Source organism: Stenotrophomonas sp. pho (assembly GCF_006228405.1).
Lineage (GTDB): Bacteria > Pseudomonadota > Gammaproteobacteria > Xanthomonadales > Xanthomonadaceae > Stenotrophomonas > Stenotrophomonas sepilia.
On the sequence record NZ_CP029759.1, the window covers coordinates 2781503 to 2801988 of the forward strand.

At 61.6% G+C, this 20486-nt stretch carries 20 protein-coding genes, 1 tRNA gene and 1 pseudogene; 13 read left to right on the forward strand and 9 right to left on the reverse strand.

Annotated features, from left to right (window positions below):
- Positions 1 to 27: 27 nt before the first annotated feature.
- Together DL544_RS13125 and DL544_RS22525 are read left to right on the forward strand one after the other, a co-directional pair.
- Entirely contained in the window at positions 28 to 489 is a 462-nt protein-coding gene (locus DL544_RS13125) for a DUF6713 family protein (protein ID WP_231109099.1), read from the forward strand.
- Positions 490 to 708: 219 nt separating this feature from the next.
- A complete protein-coding gene (locus DL544_RS22525; RefSeq protein ID WP_031269815.1) occupies positions 709 to 1881 on the forward strand; it encodes a tyrosine-type recombinase/integrase in 1173 nt (390 codons plus the stop codon).
- Between the two features lie 35 nt (positions 1882 to 1916).
- Here the strand turns inward: DL544_RS22525 and DL544_RS13135 are convergent, their stop codons facing one another.
- Positions 1917 to 2750 carry a hypothetical protein gene (locus DL544_RS13135; protein WP_139727311.1) on the reverse strand — a complete coding sequence of 278 codons (834 nt, stop codon included), beginning with the start codon at positions 2748 to 2750 and terminating at the stop codon, positions 1917 to 1919.
- 1288 nt (positions 2751 to 4038) lie between these two features.
- Here DL544_RS13135 and DL544_RS13140 point away from each other — a divergent pair.
- On the forward strand, positions 4039 to 4377 hold the full coding sequence (locus DL544_RS13140) for a helix-turn-helix domain-containing protein (protein WP_021202783.1): 339 nt from the start codon (positions 4039 to 4041) through the stop codon (positions 4375 to 4377).
- Between the two features lie 189 nt (positions 4378 to 4566).
- Here the strand turns inward: DL544_RS13140 and DL544_RS22530 are convergent, their stop codons facing one another.
- Positions 4567 to 4770 (reverse strand): recombinase family protein, encoded by a 204-nt coding sequence (locus DL544_RS22530; RefSeq protein WP_366593616.1) that lies wholly within the window; start codon positions 4768 to 4770, stop codon positions 4567 to 4569.
- Positions 4771 to 4947: 177 nt separating this feature from the next.
- Between DL544_RS22530 and DL544_RS13150 the strand changes: the two genes are divergently transcribed.
- From DL544_RS13150 to DL544_RS13165, 4 genes are all read left to right on the forward strand, one after another.
- Positions 4948 to 5946, forward strand: coding sequence for a PD-(D/E)XK nuclease domain-containing protein (locus DL544_RS13150; protein ID WP_021202781.1), 999 nt, complete (start codon positions 4948 to 4950; stop codon positions 5944 to 5946).
- On the forward strand, positions 5936 to 7063 hold the full coding sequence (locus tag DL544_RS13155; RefSeq protein ID WP_100450291.1) for a hypothetical protein: 1128 nt from the start codon (positions 5936 to 5938) through the stop codon (positions 7061 to 7063). The genes DL544_RS13150 and DL544_RS13155 overlap by 11 nt, the downstream gene beginning before the upstream one ends.
- 2 nt (positions 7064 to 7065) lie before the next feature.
- On the forward strand, positions 7066 to 7755 hold the full coding sequence (locus DL544_RS13160; protein WP_139727313.1) for a hypothetical protein: 690 nt from the start codon (positions 7066 to 7068) through the stop codon (positions 7753 to 7755).
- A 754-nt stretch (positions 7756 to 8509) separates the two neighbouring features.
- Positions 8510 to 8830 (forward strand): hypothetical protein, encoded by a 321-nt coding sequence (locus DL544_RS13165; RefSeq protein WP_139727315.1) that lies wholly within the window; start codon positions 8510 to 8512, stop codon positions 8828 to 8830.
- A 382-nt stretch (positions 8831 to 9212) separates the two neighbouring features.
- Here DL544_RS13165 and DL544_RS13170 read toward each other — a convergent pair.
- Positions 9213 to 9302: transfer RNA gene (locus DL544_RS13170), tRNA-Ser, on the reverse strand.
- Between the two features lie 155 nt (positions 9303 to 9457).
- A complete protein-coding gene (locus DL544_RS13175; RefSeq protein WP_005410175.1) occupies positions 9458 to 10450 on the reverse strand; it encodes a LysR family transcriptional regulator in 993 nt (330 codons plus the stop codon).
- Positions 10451 to 10576: 126 nt separating this feature from the next.
- Between DL544_RS13175 and DL544_RS13180 the strand changes: the two genes are divergently transcribed.
- Positions 10577 to 11164 carry an FMN-dependent NADH-azoreductase gene (locus DL544_RS13180; RefSeq protein ID WP_061478956.1) on the forward strand — a complete coding sequence of 196 codons (588 nt, stop codon included), beginning with the start codon at positions 10577 to 10579 and terminating at the stop codon, positions 11162 to 11164.
- 135 nt (positions 11165 to 11299) lie between these two features.
- Positions 11300 to 11650, forward strand: coding sequence for an SH3 domain-containing protein (locus DL544_RS13185; protein WP_139727317.1), 351 nt, complete (start codon positions 11300 to 11302; stop codon positions 11648 to 11650).
- Between the two features lie 141 nt (positions 11651 to 11791).
- Here DL544_RS13185 and serS read toward each other — a convergent pair whose 3' ends face one another.
- Complete coding sequence (gene serS, locus DL544_RS13190; protein ID WP_139727319.1) at positions 11792 to 13072, reverse strand: serine--tRNA ligase; 1281 nt, start codon at positions 13070 to 13072, stop codon at positions 11792 to 11794.
- Positions 13073 to 13185: 113 nt separating this feature from the next.
- Between serS and DL544_RS13195 the strand changes: the two genes are divergently transcribed.
- Positions 13186 to 13824, forward strand: a complete 639-nt coding sequence (locus DL544_RS13195; protein WP_005417291.1) for an energy transducer TonB — start codon at positions 13186 to 13188, stop codon at positions 13822 to 13824.
- A gap of 119 nt (positions 13825 to 13943) precedes the next feature.
- A complete protein-coding gene (locus tag DL544_RS13200; RefSeq protein WP_069139846.1) occupies positions 13944 to 14516 on the forward strand; it encodes an energy transducer TonB in 573 nt (190 codons plus the stop codon).
- A gap of 186 nt (positions 14517 to 14702) precedes the next feature.
- On the opposite strand, the pseudogene aroA reads toward DL544_RS13200, so the two are convergent.
- The 4 genes and pseudogenes from aroA to DL544_RS13220 form a co-directional block, all read right to left on the reverse strand.
- Positions 14703 to 16009: pseudogene (gene aroA, locus DL544_RS13205) on the reverse strand (3-phosphoshikimate 1-carboxyvinyltransferase).
- A 76-nt stretch (positions 16010 to 16085) separates the two neighbouring features.
- Positions 16086 to 17285: a prephenate dehydratase gene (pheA, locus tag DL544_RS13210; protein ID WP_049414995.1), complete on the reverse strand. Its 1200-nt coding sequence runs from the start codon at positions 17283 to 17285 to the stop codon at positions 16086 to 16088.
- Between the two features lie 51 nt (positions 17286 to 17336).
- The gene (serC, locus tag DL544_RS13215) at positions 17337 to 18422 is read right to left on the reverse strand and encodes a 3-phosphoserine/phosphohydroxythreonine transaminase (protein ID WP_139727321.1); all 1086 of its coding nucleotides are present in this window, start codon (positions 18420 to 18422) and stop codon (positions 17337 to 17339) included.
- A gap of 180 nt (positions 18423 to 18602) precedes the next feature.
- Positions 18603 to 19409, reverse strand: a complete 807-nt coding sequence (locus DL544_RS13220; RefSeq protein WP_095377187.1) for an FHA domain-containing protein — start codon at positions 19407 to 19409, stop codon at positions 18603 to 18605.
- Positions 19410 to 19534: 125 nt separating this feature from the next.
- Here DL544_RS13220 and DL544_RS13225 point away from each other — a divergent pair, with 125 nt between their 5' ends.
- Positions 19535 to 19810: a polyhydroxyalkanoic acid system family protein gene (locus DL544_RS13225; RefSeq protein ID WP_005417302.1), complete on the forward strand. Its 276-nt coding sequence runs from the start codon at positions 19535 to 19537 to the stop codon at positions 19808 to 19810.
- Between the two features lie 80 nt (positions 19811 to 19890).
- A complete protein-coding gene (locus DL544_RS13230; RefSeq protein ID WP_005417304.1) occupies positions 19891 to 20382 on the forward strand; it encodes a phasin family protein in 492 nt (163 codons plus the stop codon).
- The last annotated feature ends 104 nt before the right edge of the window (positions 20383 to 20486 follow it).

The following is a 20486-nucleotide window of genomic DNA, read 5'->3' on the forward strand; positions in this document are numbered from 1 at the left end:
GATGTGCGCACTGCCCTCACCGTCACCGTGAGCTTCGCCCAGGCGGAGATCGACTACTCACTCCGGCTGCTAGACTTTGCCGACATTCAAATGGACGACCCCATGGAACGGTGGTATCTGGCAACACTGCTGGCGTTGGTCCTGCACCAGATTGATGCAGCGTTCTGGCACGAGTGGGCCCTGTTCGGCGTTCCCGGCGGCATCCAGGGGTTTCTGGCTTTCAACCTGATCGCTGTGGGCGCCCTGCTGCATGGCTATCGCCAGGTTGTGCTGGCCAAGCCCTCCGCGCGGGCGTATGCCAGCCTGTGCGGGACAGTTGGCGCCGGCACCGCCATGATTCATGTGGGCTTCGCCGCGGCCGGTCGTGACGAGTTCCTGCTTCCGCTCTCCATCGCAACGCTGGCGGCCTGCCTCGTGGCCGGCGTCGGGCTCCTCATGCAAGGCCGCCGTGCTACCCCGGCTCGCGTGCAGATCGATGGCGTGGACTGACGAGACGAAAAAGCCCCTGAATCCAGGGGCTCTTTGAATCAACTGGCGGAGAGAGTGTCTGCCAAACCATAATTCAAATTATTTCCAGGCCATCTTCAAAACTCACATTTAATCTTATAAATCAAACACTTGACAGCTTAAAAATACAAATAAAGCCTAGACCGTCCCCACTCAGCCAGGCTACCATGTAGGGAACAGCGATGGGAACAACATCAGGCAATGCTCACAGCAGTGGCAGTCAAAAACGCAGGCCCTGGCAGACACAGTGACGGCGGCAACCTATATCTGTACGTCAAGAAGAACAGCGGCCGTAAGACTTGGGTCTTCCGCTACCGAGACCGGCTCACGGGGAAAGCGAAAGACTTGGGTCTAGGCTCGGCCAGAGATGTAAGCCTCGCGCAAGCGAGGCAGCGCGCCCAGCAGCTCCGAACCGACCTCGCAGCAGGTATAGACCCCCTCCGCGCCAAGAGAGATGCCTTGGCAGCAGCGCGGCGTGGCTTGGCCAGACAATTGACTTTCGGAGAGTGTGCACGACGCTGCATTGAGACTCATGAGCACGAATGGCGAAACGCCAAGCACAAGGCTCAATGGACGTCGACCCTCAGTACATACTGCGCCGGCATTGAGGACATTCCGGTGTCGGACATTAGTGTGGAGCACATCCGCGACGTGCTGGAGCGCATATGGCTCACAAAGACTGAAACGGCCACCAGGGTGAGAGCGCGCATTGAACGAGTGCTGGATTGGGCGAAAGCCAACAACTTTCGCCAAGGCGAGAACCCTGCCGCGTGGCGAGGAAATCTACGGAGCCTGCTCCCCTCTCCCGCAAAGGTTAAAAAGGTCGTGCACAGAGCTGCGTTGAACTACAACGAAGTGCCAGCTTTGATGCGGGAGCTGGCACCAAGGGCGGACTTCTCTGCATCCTGCTTGCGGCTCCAGATTCTTACAGCAACCCGACCAGGCGAGGCATCAGCGGCCCGATGGGCCGAATTCAATCTGGACAACCGAACTTGGTTGATTCCGGGGGCACGCACGAAAACTGGAAGGGACCACACCGTCCCCTTGTCGACCCAAGCAGTTGCTCTACTGACCCACCTTCCGACGTCCGGGGACAATTTCCTGTTTCCTGGAAAGCCAGGCAAGCCCATCACGACTGCGGCGCCCTTGAAACTTCTGAAGTCGCTACGGCCGGGGCAGACTTGTCATGGATTCCGAAGCTCCTTCCGAGACTGGGCTGCGGAGGTCTCCCATCACAGCCGAGAGGCCGCAGAGCTAGCGCTCGGCCATGTCGTCAAATCCAAGACCGAGGCGGCCTATTTCCGCTCGGAAATGCTCAAGAAGCGAATCCCACTGATGCAAGACTGGGCGGACTACTGCCACGCCGAGCCGTAGCGGCTAGGCTAGGACCAGCGCGGCCCTAGCTAAGCCTACTTCTGCCGCGCAAAGCGACCATTTGCGTAAGTCCATGCCTCCCTCCCCGGAAGGCTTCTCAGTACCGGCCTTCCGTTGCTGCTATCCAAGTAGAAGTTGGTCCCTTTGAAGTGCTTGGCGCTCTCGGTGTACCCAGGCAGCACATCACTACTTGCGTTGTGCCACCGGCCCCCTTCATACCGATAGACGCCCAGCTCATGCAAACCGGAATTGCCTTCGTAGTACGTCACCAGCATGTTTGAGGCACCTCGCGGCAACCACATCTGCGTGCTCGCATCAAGCTCAGCGTAGCCATTGCTGGCATCTATACGCACGAAATCTGACGCCGACACACCTACATAGCCTGGATGAGTTCCTAGTGCAGCGATGGCCTCGTTGATAGAGGCGAATCCCTGCGAGGTGCTGCGGCGGTCACAGTCACTGCCAAGTGGGGATGTCACACGATTCACCCGCACCTGCATGAGGCGAGCTTCTATGCGCTCGTCATACATCTCATCTTCGGGCTGCAACTTGACATTGGCTAGTACAACGCTTGCCGTTCCCTTTGCTACGTACTTGCATCCTGGCTTCTGCCCGGACGGTACGACTCCAAGAAGCTTGGCCGCGTCCGAGGGGTTCGAAAGGCACAAGGCACCTCCCAATTGCTGCAACTGCGGATTCCGTGCCACTGAGGCGGCATCCAACTGAAAGCAGACGTTGAGTCCTTCGTCCGTTTCCATTCGGGATGCGTCGCGGTACTCCCACTGACCGGTAACGGTAAGAAGCCCTTGTGCCACCGAGGGCAGTGGAACAATTGCAAGGGAAGCCACTATGGCGAGCCGGGTCAGCATATGAGTTGTCCTTGAATGCAATGAATGTAAGAACATGGGGATTTTTTTGCTTCGCTTAGCAGCTACGCTCCCCGCTGAGAGGAGTCCCTATCTGCGTGAACCCGCGAAAGGCCAAACTTGTTGAGCCTTTAGCTCGGATGTTGCTTTGTTTTCCGCTGTCCCACTTGCCCGCTATAGAGCAAGAACTGAGGTGATGTCGTTGGCACCAGGGTCGGCAATCAGCTGTTCCACCCTACTGAATGTTGGGATGCTGTCCTTCACATCTACGCATACCAAGCGGACGACCCCCTTTTCATAGAAGACAGTGGCAACTCGCTCTTCTCCTGGCATCAAGGTAACTCCCAACATTGCGTGCACATTCTTGGGTCTACCAACCATGCGTTTCTGACCGTCGAAACCAGCACACTCCATGTTGGCCTCCCTAGGAGCATTCATGTGATTGCGCATCACACAGTTGAAGCTGACAGGGCCACGCCTCTCGCATGACGTCGGCCTAATGAATCCGAATGAGACCATTTCACTCGGACCAGCCATCGCCGTGAGCTGGTCACAACCAGCGAGGAGGATGGGAAGTAGTACGGTGCAGATAGGAAAGACGGCGCGCATGGTTCTCCTTCAGCGCAAGGATGTTCTAAGAGAAGAGAAGCCCGCTCAGCGGCGCTGGAGGTCTGCCTCGCAACTCGGGCAGGAGTAGATGTCACGGCTTCCAGACATCGCCAATCCGCTGACCAGGGCACCAACAACGAATGCAGCCACCATCCAATGCCACCGAACAGGACAAATGCGACGCATGCCGCTACGGCTGAGAGAAGCGTGCTTCCCCACCAAGTTGCGTACCACGGCTTCCAGCTGGATTTGATGCCCATGAGACCGGTGTATCCGCACTCTAGGCATGTCATACCAGGTGCGTGCCGTTGGCACTTCTTTAGGTTCTTGCGAATGTGGTCTGGCAGCACGAACGTTGCGGTACTGCCAGAGGGCGACTCATTCCCGTTCATAGACGACCCCTATCGAATGATGGCTGTATCCCGCCCTAGCAAACTTTGATTGACTCACAAGCACCTTACGGGCCAGTCAGCCGCCTCTAATTCCTCATAGGCGAGGGTTTCGGGGGGCATTCGAGTGCACCTTCCCGCGCAAACAATCAAATGCTTCTACCGGGTTAGCTTGTCTGGGATGCCCGCACCGCAGAAGTATGGATAGTCCGAACACACGGAGTCAAGCCTAGCCGAACGACAGCGGTGTGGACTCTCCATATTTTGGTTGCCTAGTTCAGCAGGCAACCGAAATGAAGAGCTTTGGCGATAGATTGCGGGAAGCGCGGGCAGCTTCCGGCCTGACACAGGAGCAACTGGGCTTTGCTATTGGTGTCACCAAGGCTTCGGTTTCGGCCTGGGAGAATGGGCGCGAAACGCCCAGCTTCCGTGTCTTGGCTGACCTACGTGATGCCTTGAACAGGTCCTTGGACGAACTCATTTGCGGCAGCCTGAGCGCCGTAGCCGAGCCTGCGGCCACTAAGGAAGGCGAGCTACGTGCCAGTAATGCCCAGGAAGAGGCCTTATTGGTCCGCTTTCGAGCGCTCCGAGCCAGGAAGCGTGAAGCTCTACTTGAAGTCCTTAAGCCGTAGTGCCGGCCTGTAGGGCACGGTACACGCTGCTACGTCTAACGAAGAATGGCTCAGTCAGTTGGTACCGACTCCCTCTTTCAGCCTCAGCCTCAGCCTCAGCCTCACCCTACAAATATGCTCCTCCCCTGCACCCGTGAGCGCCCTCTTGGGTTCAAGAAGAGCGCCCCCCTTCTGTTGAGCGCGAGCGATTCACTCTCTTTGGCGTTCGTCGAGCATGTCCGCCTCGAACCCTTCGAAGGCTCCAAGTAAGTTGAACACCAGCCTTCCTGACGTGGTCTCATCCACAGCTTTGTCGAGTACAGGGAGGCTGATGCCCCTTTTCTTAAGTCGCTCGGTAGTCTTGGCAAGGTCCAGTACTGACCGGGGCATGCGGTCCAGGCACCATACGGTCAGCGCGCTTCAATCTGGGATGTACTCTAAGCCCGCCCGTAGCTCCGGGCGGTTGTCGACTAGACGACCAGAGCGCCTCTTCAGGCAGGCCTTGCTGCACCCCGGCCTAAGCCGGCTTGTCTAATTGGTCGTCTCTGTTAGATTAACGTGAAGACCTACGTGTCACAGAGGAAGTGAGAGATGGGCGAGACTGTCAACACGGCAAAGATGGCGGAGAAGCTCTGCGATGAATTGTTTGCCGAGTTCTTGTGGAAAAAGGTTGGCCCAACCAACGTCAACTGGAGCTGCGCAACACCTGAAGCGCACAATGTAGAAACACACCCATCAGATGTCGTCTACTTCTACGATGAACCCTATTCTGTGCGCCGCACGTATCTACAGTGCGACCTGAAGAGCTACGCAAAGGGAAGCATAACGTCGACCGCTATTAGAGGCGCGATTGAGAGCCTTGCAAAGCAGGTATCGTGCGCTGAGAAGAGCGAAGAGTGGAGGAAATACTACGCACATGACCACGTGACCTACACGGTCACAGGCCTCCTCATCGTCTACAACCATGATGGGGAGTATGACTCTAATTTCAGCAGCAATTTAGAGCTTGTTAAATCAAGCGAAATCCAGATTCCTTTGGACTCGAAGATTGTCGTACTCGGCCCGAAGGAAGTTTTCTGGCTGGACAACATTCGCTACGATATTCGGCAGATGCGCGGCTCCGCAGGAACCGACAAGCTTCCTGCAGCAGAGCATTGCAACTTCTATTTCCCTCAGCTTGCCAGTCGAGCAAACGTTCAGCCTGATAGCGCCGTTGCCGCGACCCTCGAAATGCTTACTTCACCGTGGGTAATCCTTGAACACAAGGCACCCAAAGAAGGCCCCGGCATGGTCGTCTTCTATAAAAGGAAGGGAGAGACCACCGATGAGTTCATGTATCTCTTGGACTATCTCCGACAGCACGGGGCGTTCGATGACGACCGCCGGATACGCATAAAATCATTCGACGCTGACAAAGCAATCAACGCCAACTTCCAGAAAGCTTCTCAGCGCTATGTGGAGGAGATGACCAATGGCGCTGAAGACAGCAACGAACTAGGAAGCCGCATCACTTCCATAGAATTGTCAAACATCCCTCAAGTCAAATCAACATTTTCCAATGTTGAAATAGGAATGGAATATGAGGCGTAGGATTGAAATTCTTAGCGCAACAGACCGTGAAATTCACGACCTACTTGTCTCCAGCAAGCAGCGCATTACCCTACCCGTATTGCGCGAGCTAGCAAGAGACAGGGGAATCTTCTACTCCGCGAATGAGACAAGAGAGCAGATTGCTGATAAGCTATCAATCCTGCCCCATGACTATTTTGATATTGTTGACATAATCGAACGTCGACAACCATCAAATCGCGGCGAAAAGACCACCACGATGACGCTTGACGTCGCTGTGACCACGGACGACCTGAAGACTGTCCTCGGCTCTTACAAAGACGAGAAGAACGGCTCAGAGTCCGTCAAGTTCAATATTGCGGGCGCCGATGCTGCGGTTCTGGAGATTGACTACGAAGAGTTTGACTTCTCCAAGACGCGCTTGGCGCAGCGCCAGCCGAAAGACGCGCGCATTGAACTAAGAATCTCTGATGGCAAACTGGCTGTCAGAATGCCCGCCAACGAGAAGGCACGCCATGTAATCGGACAGCTGCAGGAAAAGCTGGGCCAAATCAAGAAGAAGGATGTGGAGGCAACTCAGATTGAGGTAACCACGTTATCGCCTGAACTTCGCACGAGATTCTTCACGACACTGATAGCGAAGCTCCCTGGATACACATACAGAACCGTATCGAACGTTCGAGTATCACCAGGAGTCAAGGCAGATGAAGATGAAGAGCTTCTACTTGAAGAGGACGATGAAGGAGCGCAGTCTGAAATTCTGTCATTCGTACGAAGTGTCGCAATGTCTGGCGAAAACTTGGCTGTCTCTCCTGAATACAAGAGTCTGCTGGATAGCGGGTACTTCGTAACTTCTATTACCTGGCATACAGAACATCGCTCTCCACCGTACCACCTTATGCGCTTTGAAGCCGGCTTCGAGAATGGCGCAGATGGCACTGGCTTCCGTTACGCCGTTAAATATGCACCACGCACGAAGGCCGGGCACTACGCTACCAGTTTCCGAACGCTCGACACCCTGGAAAGGGAACAGCACCTCCAGGCATTGGAAGTATTCGCTCGCGAAACACTGAATGCACTTGTGAAGGAAGCTGCCCTTTCGAGCGCTTCACCGACCGAGGCGGGAGAGGCCCCTTAGTTATGAGCAAGGTAAAATGGCTTTCGGCGGATTTGGACGTATCGGCTCGGCAGCTAGCAAGACTACTCCAACAAGCGCAGTTCACTAAGGATTCCGAGGAAGGATTTGTAGTTGACAGAGCGCGACGAAACTCTATTGAAGCCCGCTATGTTCAACGAGTCAACGTAACGGAGGTCATAGTCGACCCATTCGGAAACGAAGCAGAGTTCTCCTCCGTTAAGTATTCCGAACAGCATTTTTTTATTGCTGATGACCTACCTTGCATAGAGCTTCGACAGGGAGTCCGGCATTTGCATGCCTGTCTGGCACTGCTAAGCCAAACTACCGACTTTAGAATAGCCGTGAAACCCGTGAAGGTCGACGTCAATCATTGGCTTGAGGTCTTCGCAGCCTCCACAAGCATGCCGTTTACTGTTGACGCCTTCCAAGTTGGAAGCATCGCATTTTCGGATGGAGCGAGCGCGAGAGCGTTGGTTAAGGCAGGAAGAGGCGACGCACAGACCGCACTGAAGTCCTTGACGTCAGCCAGACCGTACGTCATCGAAAAGGTCCGCGTTAAGCATCAACGCGTTGACCATAGAGGGACTGTCGTGCTCGCGTCATCCGGCACGGCATCCACAACAGGCTTCTCTATCGAAGAAGACACTCACGTGCTGGAGGCCTTACGGAACTCGTTATCAGTGTCTATTTGAAGAGCCAGAAGAATCCCAACTCACTACCGTGACCTTATATATTCCCCATAGATAAATCAGGGGAGAGCTGACTCCCCTTCGCTGATGATAGCAATATACCAGAGGCATTTGCCTCCTACGAAGTGAATCCAGTTCTTAAATCGCAGACCGAGTTGGCATAAATTTTACAAGTACTCCGTCGATGTCTTGCGCGCACTTTTTCAGGACGTAGTGGGTCACTTCGCGCCTGTCTTGCTCATTGCTAATATCGACGAACCAATCGCTACTATTCGGACAGTTCACGTTTGGGTCTCCGCACAACTCGCCCGAAGAACACCATAGGTTCCGGACTACTTCCTTGTAGTCCATCGGGTCGCCAGGCAATCGCATTAAGCAATGAATGTGCGTTCCTCGTCGAACACCTTGAGCCGATGTACTCCACATCTGTTCCCCACCAAAGTCTTCAACTATTGGACACATACGAATCCGCTTCTTCGAGTTCCGACCAAATAGACGACACTTCAGCTTGTGCGTAAAGGAACCAAATGCCTTCTCCGCAAACTGATAGCTCACTCCTTTTTCGCCGCTGAAAGTTAACGTGACCATCGCGTTGCACTCTTCTCTGAGAAGCCACTCTGCGGTCTGTCGTTGAAGCTCAGTTCTTGAATAATTATTCGTGTCATCCATTGCTTGTACCTGCAAGAGCGTTGTGCGTTTTTGCTCTCACAGGTATCTTCTCAAGGGGGGACATTCCGCAATTTGGGAACCAATAGGCATGGCAAGACCCGGTGGGAATCCAAATCTGAAGGCAGTCCGCAACAGCGACACGGCAGCTGCCACGCGACAGTTGCAGCTCAACGCAGACAAGCATGCAAAGACCGTCTATGAAGCACTGCTTGCTGCAATGAAGGACGGGGCAATAGACAGTGCCGACGATGGGCACGACAAGGCAAGCTGGCGCGCGTGGCTGAATGCCAACGGCGTGCACACGCTAAGAAAACGCCCCTGGACGAAGAAGTCTTTCAACCGGATGCTTGCACGGTTGAGGCAGCGGAACTTGCTAGGAGGCAGCGAAAGCGCCCCCGACTCAGAATAGAAGAATGAACTAAGGTCCGCCTCGGCTGGTTGAGGCGTAATGACAGAGTGTTCGCTCTAGTCGCCAACAGGCGGCGTTCTGACGACCAATCCGAGGCGCTCGGGCAGAGAATGAACGCTACTTACATATACGTAGCGCCGGTTCCCGTACATGAAGGTCTCCAGTAGCCCCTCATTGGCGAGCTTGAATGCATTAGTTCTTGATATGCCGTGGGCTTTGCACACATCTACAAGCGGCCCGTAAAGAACGTCGAACTTTCCTTCCTGCGCCATCTACTTCCCCTATTAGACTGCAGCCGATGCACCGCATTGGGAACAGCGATGGGAACAGCCTCCAACAAGTGGGCCAATAACCATTAAAATCAACAACATGCGCCACATCTTGGCGGAGAGAGTGGGATTCGAACCCACGGAAGGTTTGACCCTTCGCCGGTTTTCAAGACCGGTGCCTTAAACCGCTCGGCCATCTCTCCAATCGGGTCCCGGTCGCCCGGGCAGCGCCGTATTCTCGCACGTGACGGGCATTTGCCCAAGACCACCATGCCCCTGCCCTCCGCATCCGGCACGGTGGGGCCTTCGCCGTAGAACAGCAACGCCGGACATCGCCCGGCGCTGCCTTCAAGACCTCTCAGCCCGCATCCACCGCCAGCGCACCCAGCGCACTGGCCTTGATCCGCTCCTTGGCCTTTTCACAGGCGCCACCGCAATCCAGGCGCGAGGCCTCCAGCTGCGGCGGCAGGTGCTCGGCCAGGAAGTCGATGAACACGCGCACCGCCGGCAGCAGGCCGCGGCGCGAAGCGAACACGGCGTGACACACGCCCTGCGGCAGCGACCAGTCCGGCAGCACCACTTCCAGCTCGCCGTTGCGCACGGCGTCGGCGCACACGGTCTCCGGCAGCATGGTGATGCCGAAACCGTCCTTCACCATGCTCTGCAGCAGCGGGAAGTCGAAACCAGCCACGCGCGGCTGCAGGTCGACCCGGCGCACTTCGCCTTCCGGGCCATGCAGTTCCCAGCGCTGGCGGGCTTCGTCTTCGCTGATGCTGAGGGTGACATGCTGGGTGAGCTCTTCCGGGTCCTTGGGGCGGCCGGCGCGGTCCAGGTATTTGGGGCTGGCCACCAGCAGTTCCTGCACCTGGCCGAAGCTGCGCATCACCAGGCTGCCGTCGTCGTCCAGGCGCGAACGCACGCGCAGGGCGACGTCGTAGCCTTCATTGATGATATCCACGCGGCGGTTGCTGATGTTCAGCTGCAGCCGCACCTTCGGGTACTGCTCAAGGAACTTGGGCAGCAGCTTGGGAAGCTGCATCTGCGCCAGTGACACCGGCACGCTGGCGCGCACCACGCCGCGCGGCTCCGCGCTGAGGCGGTCCACCACTTCGCGGGCGGCCTGGGCCTCGGCCAGCATCGTCTGCGCATGGCGATGCACGCTGGTGCCGACATCGGTGACCGCGAAACGGCGCGTGGAGCGCTGCAGCAGGCGTACGCCCAGGTCGGTTTCCAGCTGGCTGATGCGGCGGCTCAGGCGCGACTTGGGAATACCCAGTGCGCGCTCGGCGGCGGCGAATCCGCCGTGGTCGACCACCATCGCGAAGTAATACAGGTCATTCAGGTCATGCATACCCGAGTTCCATATCTAGAACAATACGTGGCATTCAATCACCTTTATCCCGCCTTTGCAACAACCTATCGTTCTCTCCGTCGGCGGGGCCCCCCGCCCCTTCCTCCCAGAACACAGGTGACTGCCATGAAGCTTCTGCATCTCGACGCCAGCGTGCTTGGCGACAACTCCGTCTCGCGCCAGCTGTCGGCCGCCGTGGTCGCCCGCTTCGCCAGCCAGATTGATGGCCTGCAGGTCGATTATCGCGATCTTGACGCCAATCCGGTACCGCATCTGCGCAGCAGCTCGCTGGCCAGGACCGACGCGGCCGAGGCGACCGATGCTGAACAGGTGATGCAGCAGTTCCTGGACGCCGACATCGTGGTGATCGGCGCGCCGATGTACAACTTCAGCATTCCGTCCACGCTGAAGGCCTGGATCGACCGCGTGGCCGTGGCCGGCCGCACCTTCAAGTACACCGAGAACGGCCCGGTGGGACTGGCCGGTGGCAAGCGGGTGATCATCGCCAGCAGCCGTGGCGGCATCTACACCGACTCGCCGGCCGACTTCCAGGAGCCGTTCCTGCGCCAGGTGTTCGCCTTCATGGGCATCAACGAGGTCGAATTCGTGCGCGCCGAGGGCATCGCCTATTCGCCGCAGCACCGTGAAGACGCCATCGCCGGTGCGCTGGCAGCACTGCCGTCGCACGAAGCGGCCGAACCCGTCGCCGCATAACGCGTTCCAACGTTCGGCGCCCCTCTCTCCTCGTCTGGGCGCTGAACGCGGGCCGGGATCCCCTCCCCATCCCGGCCCACCCTGGCGGCCCCGCTGTGCGGGGCCGTTTTCTTTTGCGACGCGCTAGGCTGGGGCATGAACTACATCGTGACGGCTGCGCACCGCAGCGAATTTCCGCACCCGATCACCCTGCGCCGTGGCCAGGCGCTGGTGGTGGGCGAACGTTATGAAGGCCCGGAGGGCTGGGAAGACTGGTTCCTGTGCCAAGCCGAAGGGCAGCAGCCCGGTTTCGTGCCGGCGCCGGTGATCGGTCGCTATGCGCAGGGTGACGCCTATGCCACGGAGGATTACTGCGCGCGGGAGCTGGATGTGGATCCCGGGCAGATCTTGCGCGGGCTGCGCCCCCTCAATGGCTGGGCGTGGTGCGTGCCGGAGACCGGCGAACCGGGATGGGTACCGCTGGAGAAGCTGCGCGCTGTGGAGTGATCGCGGGGGTTCATCCACGCATGGCGTGGATCTACTGGGGCATCGTTGAATTCATTCCCGGCGCGTGCAACATCCTCAAGTAGATCCACGCCATGCGTGGATACGGTGCCATGCAAGCATGGCACCCACCCAGCCAGAGAATCAGGCGATGGTTTCCAGGCCGCCCATGTACGGGCGCAGGGCCTCCGGCACGGTGATGCTGCCGTCGGCGTTCTGGTAGTTCTCCATCACCGCGATCATCGCGCGGCCAACCGCCACGCCCGAGCCGTTCAGGGTATGCACCAGCTCAGGCTTGCCGGTGGCCGGGTTGCGCCAGCGCGCCTGCATGCGGCGGGCCTGGAAGTCACCACAGTTCGAGCACGAGGAGATCTCGCGGTAGGTCTCCTGCGACGGAAGCCAGACTTCCAGGTCGTAGGTCTTGATGGCCGAGAAGCCCATGTCGCCGGTGCACAGCAGCACCTTGCGGTACGGCAGGCCCAGCTTTTCCAGCACCACTTCGGCACAGCGGGTCATGCGCTGGTGCTCGGCGTCGCTGTCTTCCGGGCGGCTGATCGAGACCAGCTCGACCTTCTCGAACTGGTGCTGGCGGATCATGCCGCGCACGTCGCGGCCACCGCTGCCGGCCTCGGCACGGAAGCACATCGAGTGGGCGGTCATGCGCAGCGGCAGGCGCTCGGCGTCGACGATCTCGTCGCGCACGATGTTGGTCAGCGGCACTTCCGAGGTCGGGATCAGGTACCGCGTGGAGTCGCCCACGGCGGTCTTGAACAGGTCGTCCTCGAACTTCGGCAGCTGGCTGGTGCCACGCAGCGAATCGGCGTTGACCAGCAGCGGTACGTTGGTTTCCTCATAGCCGTGCTCACCGGTGTGCAGGTCGACCATGAACTGGGCCAGCGCACGGTGCAGGCGCGCGATCGGGCCGCGCAGTACGGTGAAGCGCGAGCCGGACAGCTTGGCCGCGGTCTCGCCGTCCAGCCAGCCGTTGCGCGCACCCAGCTCAACGTGGTCGAGCACCTTGAAGTCGAACTGGCGCGGAGTACCCCAGCGCGCCTGCTCGACATTGTCGTTCTCGTCGGAACCGGCCGGCACGTCATCGGCCGGCAGGTTCGGAATCCCCATAGAGATCGCTTCGATCTTCTCGCGCAGCTCGTCCAGCGCCACTTCCGAGGCCTTCAGCTCGTCGGCGAATGCAGCGACCTCGGCCATGATGGCCGACACGTCCTCGCCCTTGGCCTTGGCCTGGCCGATAGCCTTGGAACGGCTGTTGCGCAGGCTCTGCAGCTCCTGGGTACGCACCTGGATGCGCTTGCGATCGGCCTCCAGGGACTCCAGGGCAGACACGTCGAGCTCGAAGCCGCGGCTGGTGCGCAGGCGTTCGGCGAGGTCGGCGGGCTGGTGGCGGAGCAGGGCTGGATCAAGCATGGCAGGTGTCGTGGTGGGTATCAGGGATGGGATTATCGCTTGTTATACGGATTTCTGCCGCCCGGTTCATTCCCGCCGTGGCAGAATCGGGGCATTCCGTACTGGTCCGGTCCATGTCTGCACCCCGCTCGTCGTCCGCCAAGTCGTTTACCGTGCATATCCCGCGCAACGCCCTGAAGATCGCGGGCATCGCCTTCGGCGTGGGCGTGCTGCTGTTCGTGCTGGTCTGGTACACCGGTCGCGACAAGGAATTCTTCCGCGCCGACCCGGCCGCACAGACCCCGCAGGAGACGGCGCAGGTGGAACCGCTGCCCGAACCGCTGGCTGCGGCCGCCGGTTCCAGCGACATGCCCGATGCCAAGCCGGCCCCGGTCGAGGAGGAAGCCCCGAAGCTGGTCGAAACCCCGCCGCCACCGCCGGCGCCCGTCGCTGAAGCGGCCCCGGTCGCACCGGCCCCGGCGCCGGCTGCTACAGGCAACAGCCAGCCGATGCCGATCGCCGGCCAGTCGCCTCCACCGGCCTACCCGGCCGCCGCGCTGCGCGCCGGCGAGACCGGCAGCGTGGTGGTGCGCGTGGACGTGGATGCCACCGGCTATCCGAACAATGCCACGGTGATCCAGCGCAGCGGCTCACGCGAGCTCGACCGTGCCGCGACCGATGCGGTGCGCCGCTGGCGCTTCACCCCGGCGCAGAGCAACGGCCAGGCCGTACCGGGCAGCATTGAAGTGCCGTTCGACTTCAAGACCCAGTAACTGAACGTTTCCCGGCAGGCAAACTGAACCCTGCCGGTCGCGTTGACGCAACGCTGACACTTCCCGCCACTGGCCCGCGCAACACTCTCCCCGTCGTCCATTGACGGAAGGAGTTTGCGATGACCGCCACCACCCACGAAGACCTTCATTCGCCGCAGCTGCAGCAGGACGCCAGCGAACAGCACAAGCCCACGTCGCCCTGGATGTGGATCGCGCTGATCGTGGCGATGTTTGCCGCCGCGCTGCTCTGGCTGCGTCACTCGAACCAGGAAGACGTGGCGCCGGCACCGGTCGGCGAGCGCATGCTGCCCGCGCCCGAGCAGGCGCCGGTCGCCGATGTACAACAGCCTGCGGCCCGCCAGGCCGCAGCGGCCGGCAACCAGCGCAAGGCCCCCCCTGCCGTACGCAATCGCGAGGCACGCCCGCTGGCAGGCAACAGCAAGCCGACCTACCCCGCTGCCGCGCTGCGCAATGGCGTGCAGGGCAGCGTGGTCGCCAGCCTGAATGTCGATGCCCGCGGCCAGGTCACCAATGCTGCGATTGTTTCGCGCAGCGGCGAGCGCAGCCGTGACCTGGATCGTGCGGTGCTGAGCGCCGTGCAGAACTGGAAGTTCCAGCCGGCGATGCATGAAGGCCGTGCAGTGGCCAGTGTGGTGCGGGTCCCGGTGGATTTCCGTACCGGACAGCGTTGATCGCGGACGAGGGGTTCGTGATGTTTAGACGGAGGCTTCGGCCTCCGTCCTTTTATGCGGAGAAGCGTGCCGACCAAGGTCGGCACCTACCGGGCGATGTGAGCGCGCCGACCGAGGTCGGCACCTACCGGACAGGGGGCGCGTGCCAACCATGGTTGGCACCTACCGGAAAACCTGATCGGCCGATCAGGCCAGGTTGAAGCCGGCGCTGCGTGCCAGGCCGTCGAAGTCCGGGAAGGAGGTGGCGACGTTGGCGATGTCGTTGATGCGCACTTCGCCGTCGCTGATCTGGCCGGCAATGGCAAACGCCATGGCAATACGGTGGTCACCGTGGCTTTCGATGGTGCCACTCCCCAGCCGAACGCCGCCGTGCAGGGTGGCGCCGTCTTCGGTCTCGTCCACCTGCATGCCCAGCGCACGCAGGCCGGTGGCCATCGCCGCAAGGCGGTCGGATTCCTTCACTCGCAGTTCGGCCGCACCGCTCACCACGGTCTGGCCCTCGGCGGCCGCGGCGGCCACGAACAGCGCCGGGAACTCGTCGATCATGTCCGGCACCAGTTCTTCCGGAATGCGTGCGCCCTTCAGCGGGGCGTAGCGCACCACCAGGTCGGCCACCGGTTCACCGCCCTGTTCTGCCGGGTTCTCTTCGCTGATGTCCGCACCCATCAGGCGCAGCGCATGCAGCAGGCCAGTGCGACGCGGATTCAGGCCGACCTGCTTCAGGCGCAGCTCGGAACCGGGAATGATGCTGGCGGCGACCAGGTAGAACGCGGCCGAAGAGAAATCGGCGGGTACCACGATATCCGTGGCGCGCAGGCGCTGGCCACCGCGCAGGCGGGCCTTGCCCGGCGAAAACGCGATGTCCACGCCGAATGCGGACAACATGCGCTCGGTGTAGTCGCGGGTCGGGTGCGGTTCGGTCACGCTGGTTTCGCCCTGCGCATACAGCCCGGCCAGCAGCACCGCCGACTTGACCTGCGCACTGGCCACCGGCGAGGCGAAATCGATGCCGTGCAGCGCTTGGCCACCATGCACGTGCAGCGGCGGCGTGCCGTCGTCCTGGGTGTCGATCCTTGCGCCCATCTGCGACAGCGGGCCGGTCACGCGGCGCATCGGTCGGCCGGACAGCGATTCATCGCCGATCAGCGTGCAGTCGAAGGCCTGGCCTGCCAGCAGGCCCGCCAGCAGGCGCATGCCGGTACCGGCATTGCCGCAGTCCAGCGGTGCCTGCGGTGCTTTCAGGCCGTCGATACCCACCCCATGCACGATGCGCTGCGACGGGCTGGGGGTTTCGATGCGCACCCCAGCTGGCTGAAGATGCGCGCGGTGGCGCGGGTGTCTTCGCCTTCCAGGAAGCCCTCGATGTGCGAGGTGCCATCGGCCAGCGCGGCAAACATCACCGAGCGGTGCGAGACCGACTTGTCGCCGGGAATGGTCAGGCTGCCCTGCAGCGGCTGGCCCTTGCGGGCTATCCAGTGTTGCGCGTTGCTCATCGTTCGATCATTCCGTAAACACCGGCAGCGCCGGCGATGCATCAGGGAGTGGCGGCTGTTGCCGCCGCAGCAGCACTCAGGGCACGGCCACCGGATAGGAGCCCAGCACCTTGATCTGCGCCGAGTGCGCTTCCAGTTCGGCCAGCGCAGCCTGCATCGGCGCGTCGTCGATGTGGCCGGCCAGGTCGATGAAGAAACCGTACTCCCACTTGCCGTGGTGTGACGGCCGCGACTCGATGCGGTTCATGCTGATGCCGTGGCGGGCGAACGGGCTGAGCACGTCGAACAGCGCACCGGGCTTGTCATGGATGAACACCAGCACCGAGGTGCGGTCGTGCCCGGAGGTCGGGAAAATGTTGCGACCCACCACCAGGAAGCGGGTGGTGTTGTCGGCATCGTTCTGGATCGGCTTGGTGACCACCTTCTTCAGGCCGTACACGTGGCCGGCACTCTCGCCGCCGATGGCCGCCGCGTCGTCGGCGTTGCGCGCACGACGCGCGCCTTCGGCGTTGCTCGACACCGGAATCTTCTCGGCCTTCGGCAGGTTGGCGCGCAGCCACGCCGAGGTCTGCATGAACGACTGCGGATGCGCGTAGATGCGCTCGATGTCCTCGATGCGGCCGCTGCGCGACATCAGGAACTGCTGCACGCGCAGTTCCACTTCGCCGCAGATCTTCAGGTTGGAGGTCAGGAACATGTCCAGGGTGATCTGGATGGTGCCCTGCCCCGAATTCTCCACCGGCACTACGCCGAAATCGGCGTTGCCCGCTTCCACTTCCTGGAACACCTCTTCGATGCTGGCCATCGGCAGGCCCAGCGCCGAGCGGCCGAAGTGCTTGAGCACGGCCTGCTGGCTGAAGGTGCCTTCCGGGCCGAGGTAACCGATCTTCAGCGGCTCCTGCTGGGCCAGGCAGGCCGACATGATCTCGCGGTAGACGTGTACCAGCAGTTCATCGCTGAGCGGGCCTTCGTTGCGGTCCACCACCATGCGCAGCACCTGCGCTTCGCGCTCGGGGCGGTAGTAGTCGACGGCGGCGGCGAGCTTGCCCTTGGCCTTGCCGACCTGGTGGGCGAAGCGCGCGCGCTCGGCGATCAGGCTCTGGATGTCGCGGTCGATCTGGTCGATCTTCGAGCGCACATCGGCCAGCGCCAGCGGCGCCAGGGTGGGTGCCGGGTTCGAGGTGGCCTTGGCCTTGCCCTTCGCCTTGGTGGGCACGCTGTCCTTGGCCGGTTCGGCCTTCTTCGGCGCCTTCTTGCTGGATTTGCTGCTTGCCATCGGAATTCCTTGTTGCGGGGCCCGCACCCGACGGTGCGCGCCGTTCATTGCTCAGCCGTGACGCTGCTGGAAATTGGCCATGAAGGCGACCAGCGCCTCGGCCCCGGCCAGCGGCATGGCGTTGTAGAGCGAGGCACGGATGCCACCGACGACCTTGTGCCCCTTCAGCGCCAGCAGGCCAGCGGCCTTGGCCTCGGCCACGAAGCGGGCATCGAGATCGGCATCGGGCAGGAAGAACGGGATGTTCATCCGCGAACGGGCCGCGTGTGCAACCTCATTGCGGTAGAAGCCGCCGGAACCGTCGATGGCGCCGTACACCAGCGCGGCCTTGGCGGCATTGCGCCTGGCGAACTCGGCCACGCCGCCCTCGGCCAGCATCCACTTGAACACCAGGCCGGCCAGGTACCAGTTCCAGGTTGGCGGGGTGTTGAGCATCGAATCGCGGGCGACATGCGAGCGGTAATCGAAGATGTCCGCGCGTGGCTGGCCACTGCGCTCGAGCAGGTCGCGGCGGATGATCATCACCGCGATGCCGACCGGGCCCAGGTTCTTCTGCGCGCCGGCATAGATCACGCCGTAGCGGCGCACGTCCAGCGGCTCGCTGGCGATGGACGAGCTGAAGTCGGCGATCAGCGGAACGTTGCCGGTGTCGGGCACATCACGGAACTCGACGCCGTGGATGGTCTCGTTGGCGGTGATGTGCACGTAGGCGGCATCGGGTGACAGCTGCCAGTCGGCGCGCGGCGGCAGCGTGCGATAGCCATCGGCCTCGCTGCTGGCGCCGATGTTGACGTCCACGTAAACACCGGCCTGCCTGACCGCGGTCTTGCCCCAGTGGCCACTGACCACGTAGTCGGCACGCTGGCCGGGGGCGGCGAAGTTCAGCGGGATCAACGCCTGCTGGGTGGTGGCACCACCGGACAGGAACAGCACCGCATAGTCTTCGGGAATATCGAGCAGGCGACGCAGGTCGGCCTCGGCCTCGGCGGCCACGGACATGAATTCCGCGCCGCGATGGCTCATTTCCACGATCGAAGCGCCGGACCCGTGCCAGTCCAGCATTTCCGCCTGCGCCTGGCGCAGGACCGATTCCGGCAAGGTCGCAGGGCCGGCACTGAAGTTGAACGCGCGCGTCATGTCACACCTGTGGGGCAAGACCCCTAGTATGCCGCAGTGCACCAGCCTTGCGGCCTTGTGCGGCAAGGGAAATTTGGTTTCATCGGAATCCATCGGCAACGCGACCAGGTAGTGCCGGCCGCTGGCCGGCAACCTAACGGATTCGGGGCGGCGGTTGCCGGCCAGCGGCCGGCACTACCGTCAGCGCGCGCCGAACCAGAGCAGCAGGCTGAGCAGCGCGGCCAGCAGCAGCGCACTGACCAGCAGCCACGGCCAGCGCCGCACCCTGCGCGGCGCAGCCGGCAGCACCGGCGCCTGTTCCACGTCCTCGCCCGACTCGTCCTCGACCGGCAACGACCGTCGGCGCGGATCATGCGGCACTTCCAGCACGAAACGGTGCTGGCCATCGAACACCACCTGGTCGCCGGCCTGCAGCCAGCAATGGCGCACGGCCACGCCATTGACGCGGGTGCCTTCGGCACTGCCGAGGTCGCGCAGCAGCACGCGTTCGCCGTGCACTTCCACGCGGGCATGCTGCTCGGCAAAAGCCGGGTCATCGATGGCGATGTCGGCCTCGTTGCCCCGCCCGATCAGGCGGGCCCGCGACAGGGTGAAGCTGCGGCCATGATGGAGACCGCCGACACCGCGCAGCAGCCGCTGCTGCTCGTCGCTGCCATCTTCGGCTTTCGGCGCAGGCGCCTGCAGCAGGCTTTCGACCTCGCCCTGCAGGACCATCTCCACGCCATCCACATACACCGCATCGCCTGCACGCAGCAGGGCCATCCGGCGTACCGGGCGACCGTTCACGTGGACGCCGCGGATGCCGTTGCCGACCTGCAGCCAGAGGCCGCGATCATCCATGCAGAACTGGGCCAGCAGCAGTGCGCCGTGGCCAGGATCTCCGAGCCGCACGCTGCCGTTGGCCTGGCGCACGATGCGCTGCACCCCGGGCCGCAAGGGCTGGTCGGGCTGTTGTTGTTGACTGAAGTGAACAAGCAGGTTCTGCACGCGGCGCAGCCTAGCAGGTTGGTCGCCAACGAAGAAGAACCCACGATGAGTGCTTGGCGCGGCGGCCCTTGATGCGCACAATGCTTGCCCTCTTCGACCATCCCCGCCCTGCGCCAGGAGCCTGCATGTCCACCATCGATGTCCGCCACGCCCACGCCCTGCCCGATGCACAGGCGCGCGCCGCGATCGAACAGGTCGCTGCCAAGCTGTCCGAGCGCTTTGGCCTGAAGTCGTCCTGGACCGCCGACGTACTGAACTTCTCCGGCAGCGGCGTGGACGGTGCGATCGAACTGCAGCCGGGCGCGGTGCGCGTAACCGCCAAGCTGGGCTTCCTGCTGTCGGCGATGAAGGGCATGGTCGAAGGCGAGATCCAGCGTGTGCTGAAGGAAAAGCTGGGCTGAACCCCGGCGGCGGCCGTCACGGCCGTGCAACGCCGGTGCGCGCTACTCTCGGGGCAGGCCCAACTCCCACGGGAAGTGCGATGAACCACTACGAGAACGACGACCGCCGCAACGACGATGCCTCTTTCAGTGACCAGGCCGAGCGCTTCTCGCGCAAGCTGAGCGATTCGGCCCAGCAGGTCTGGCTGGCCGGGTTGGGTGCGCTGGGTCGCGCCCAGGCCGAGGGCAGCCGCTTCTTCGATGGCCTGGTGAAGGAAGGCGAAGCCTGGGAAGCCCGCCGCCGTGAACGCAACGGCGACCAGGGCCCGGGCTGGCGTGACAATGTCGAGACCTCGCTGGATGAGGCCCGCGAGAAGGCCTCCGGCACTTGGAACAAGGTGGAGAAGGCCTTCGATGACCAGGTGCAGGGCGTACTCAAGCGCCTGCATGTACCCACCGCCGACGAAGTGACCGCACTGGAGGCGCGCATTGATGCCCTGCACGCGCGCCTGGCCAAGCTGGAAAACCGCGCCGCGTCCGGCACCGATGCCCCTGCTCCGGGCAGCCATCAGTCACCGGACAGCGTGCCCTGACCACGATTGTTGCAATGCAATAAAAATTGATTGACAATCGCGAGCAACCCGCCAATCGCTTCGGCTGCCGTTTGTTCCCTCCCCTCACGGCTTCAGGATTGGCG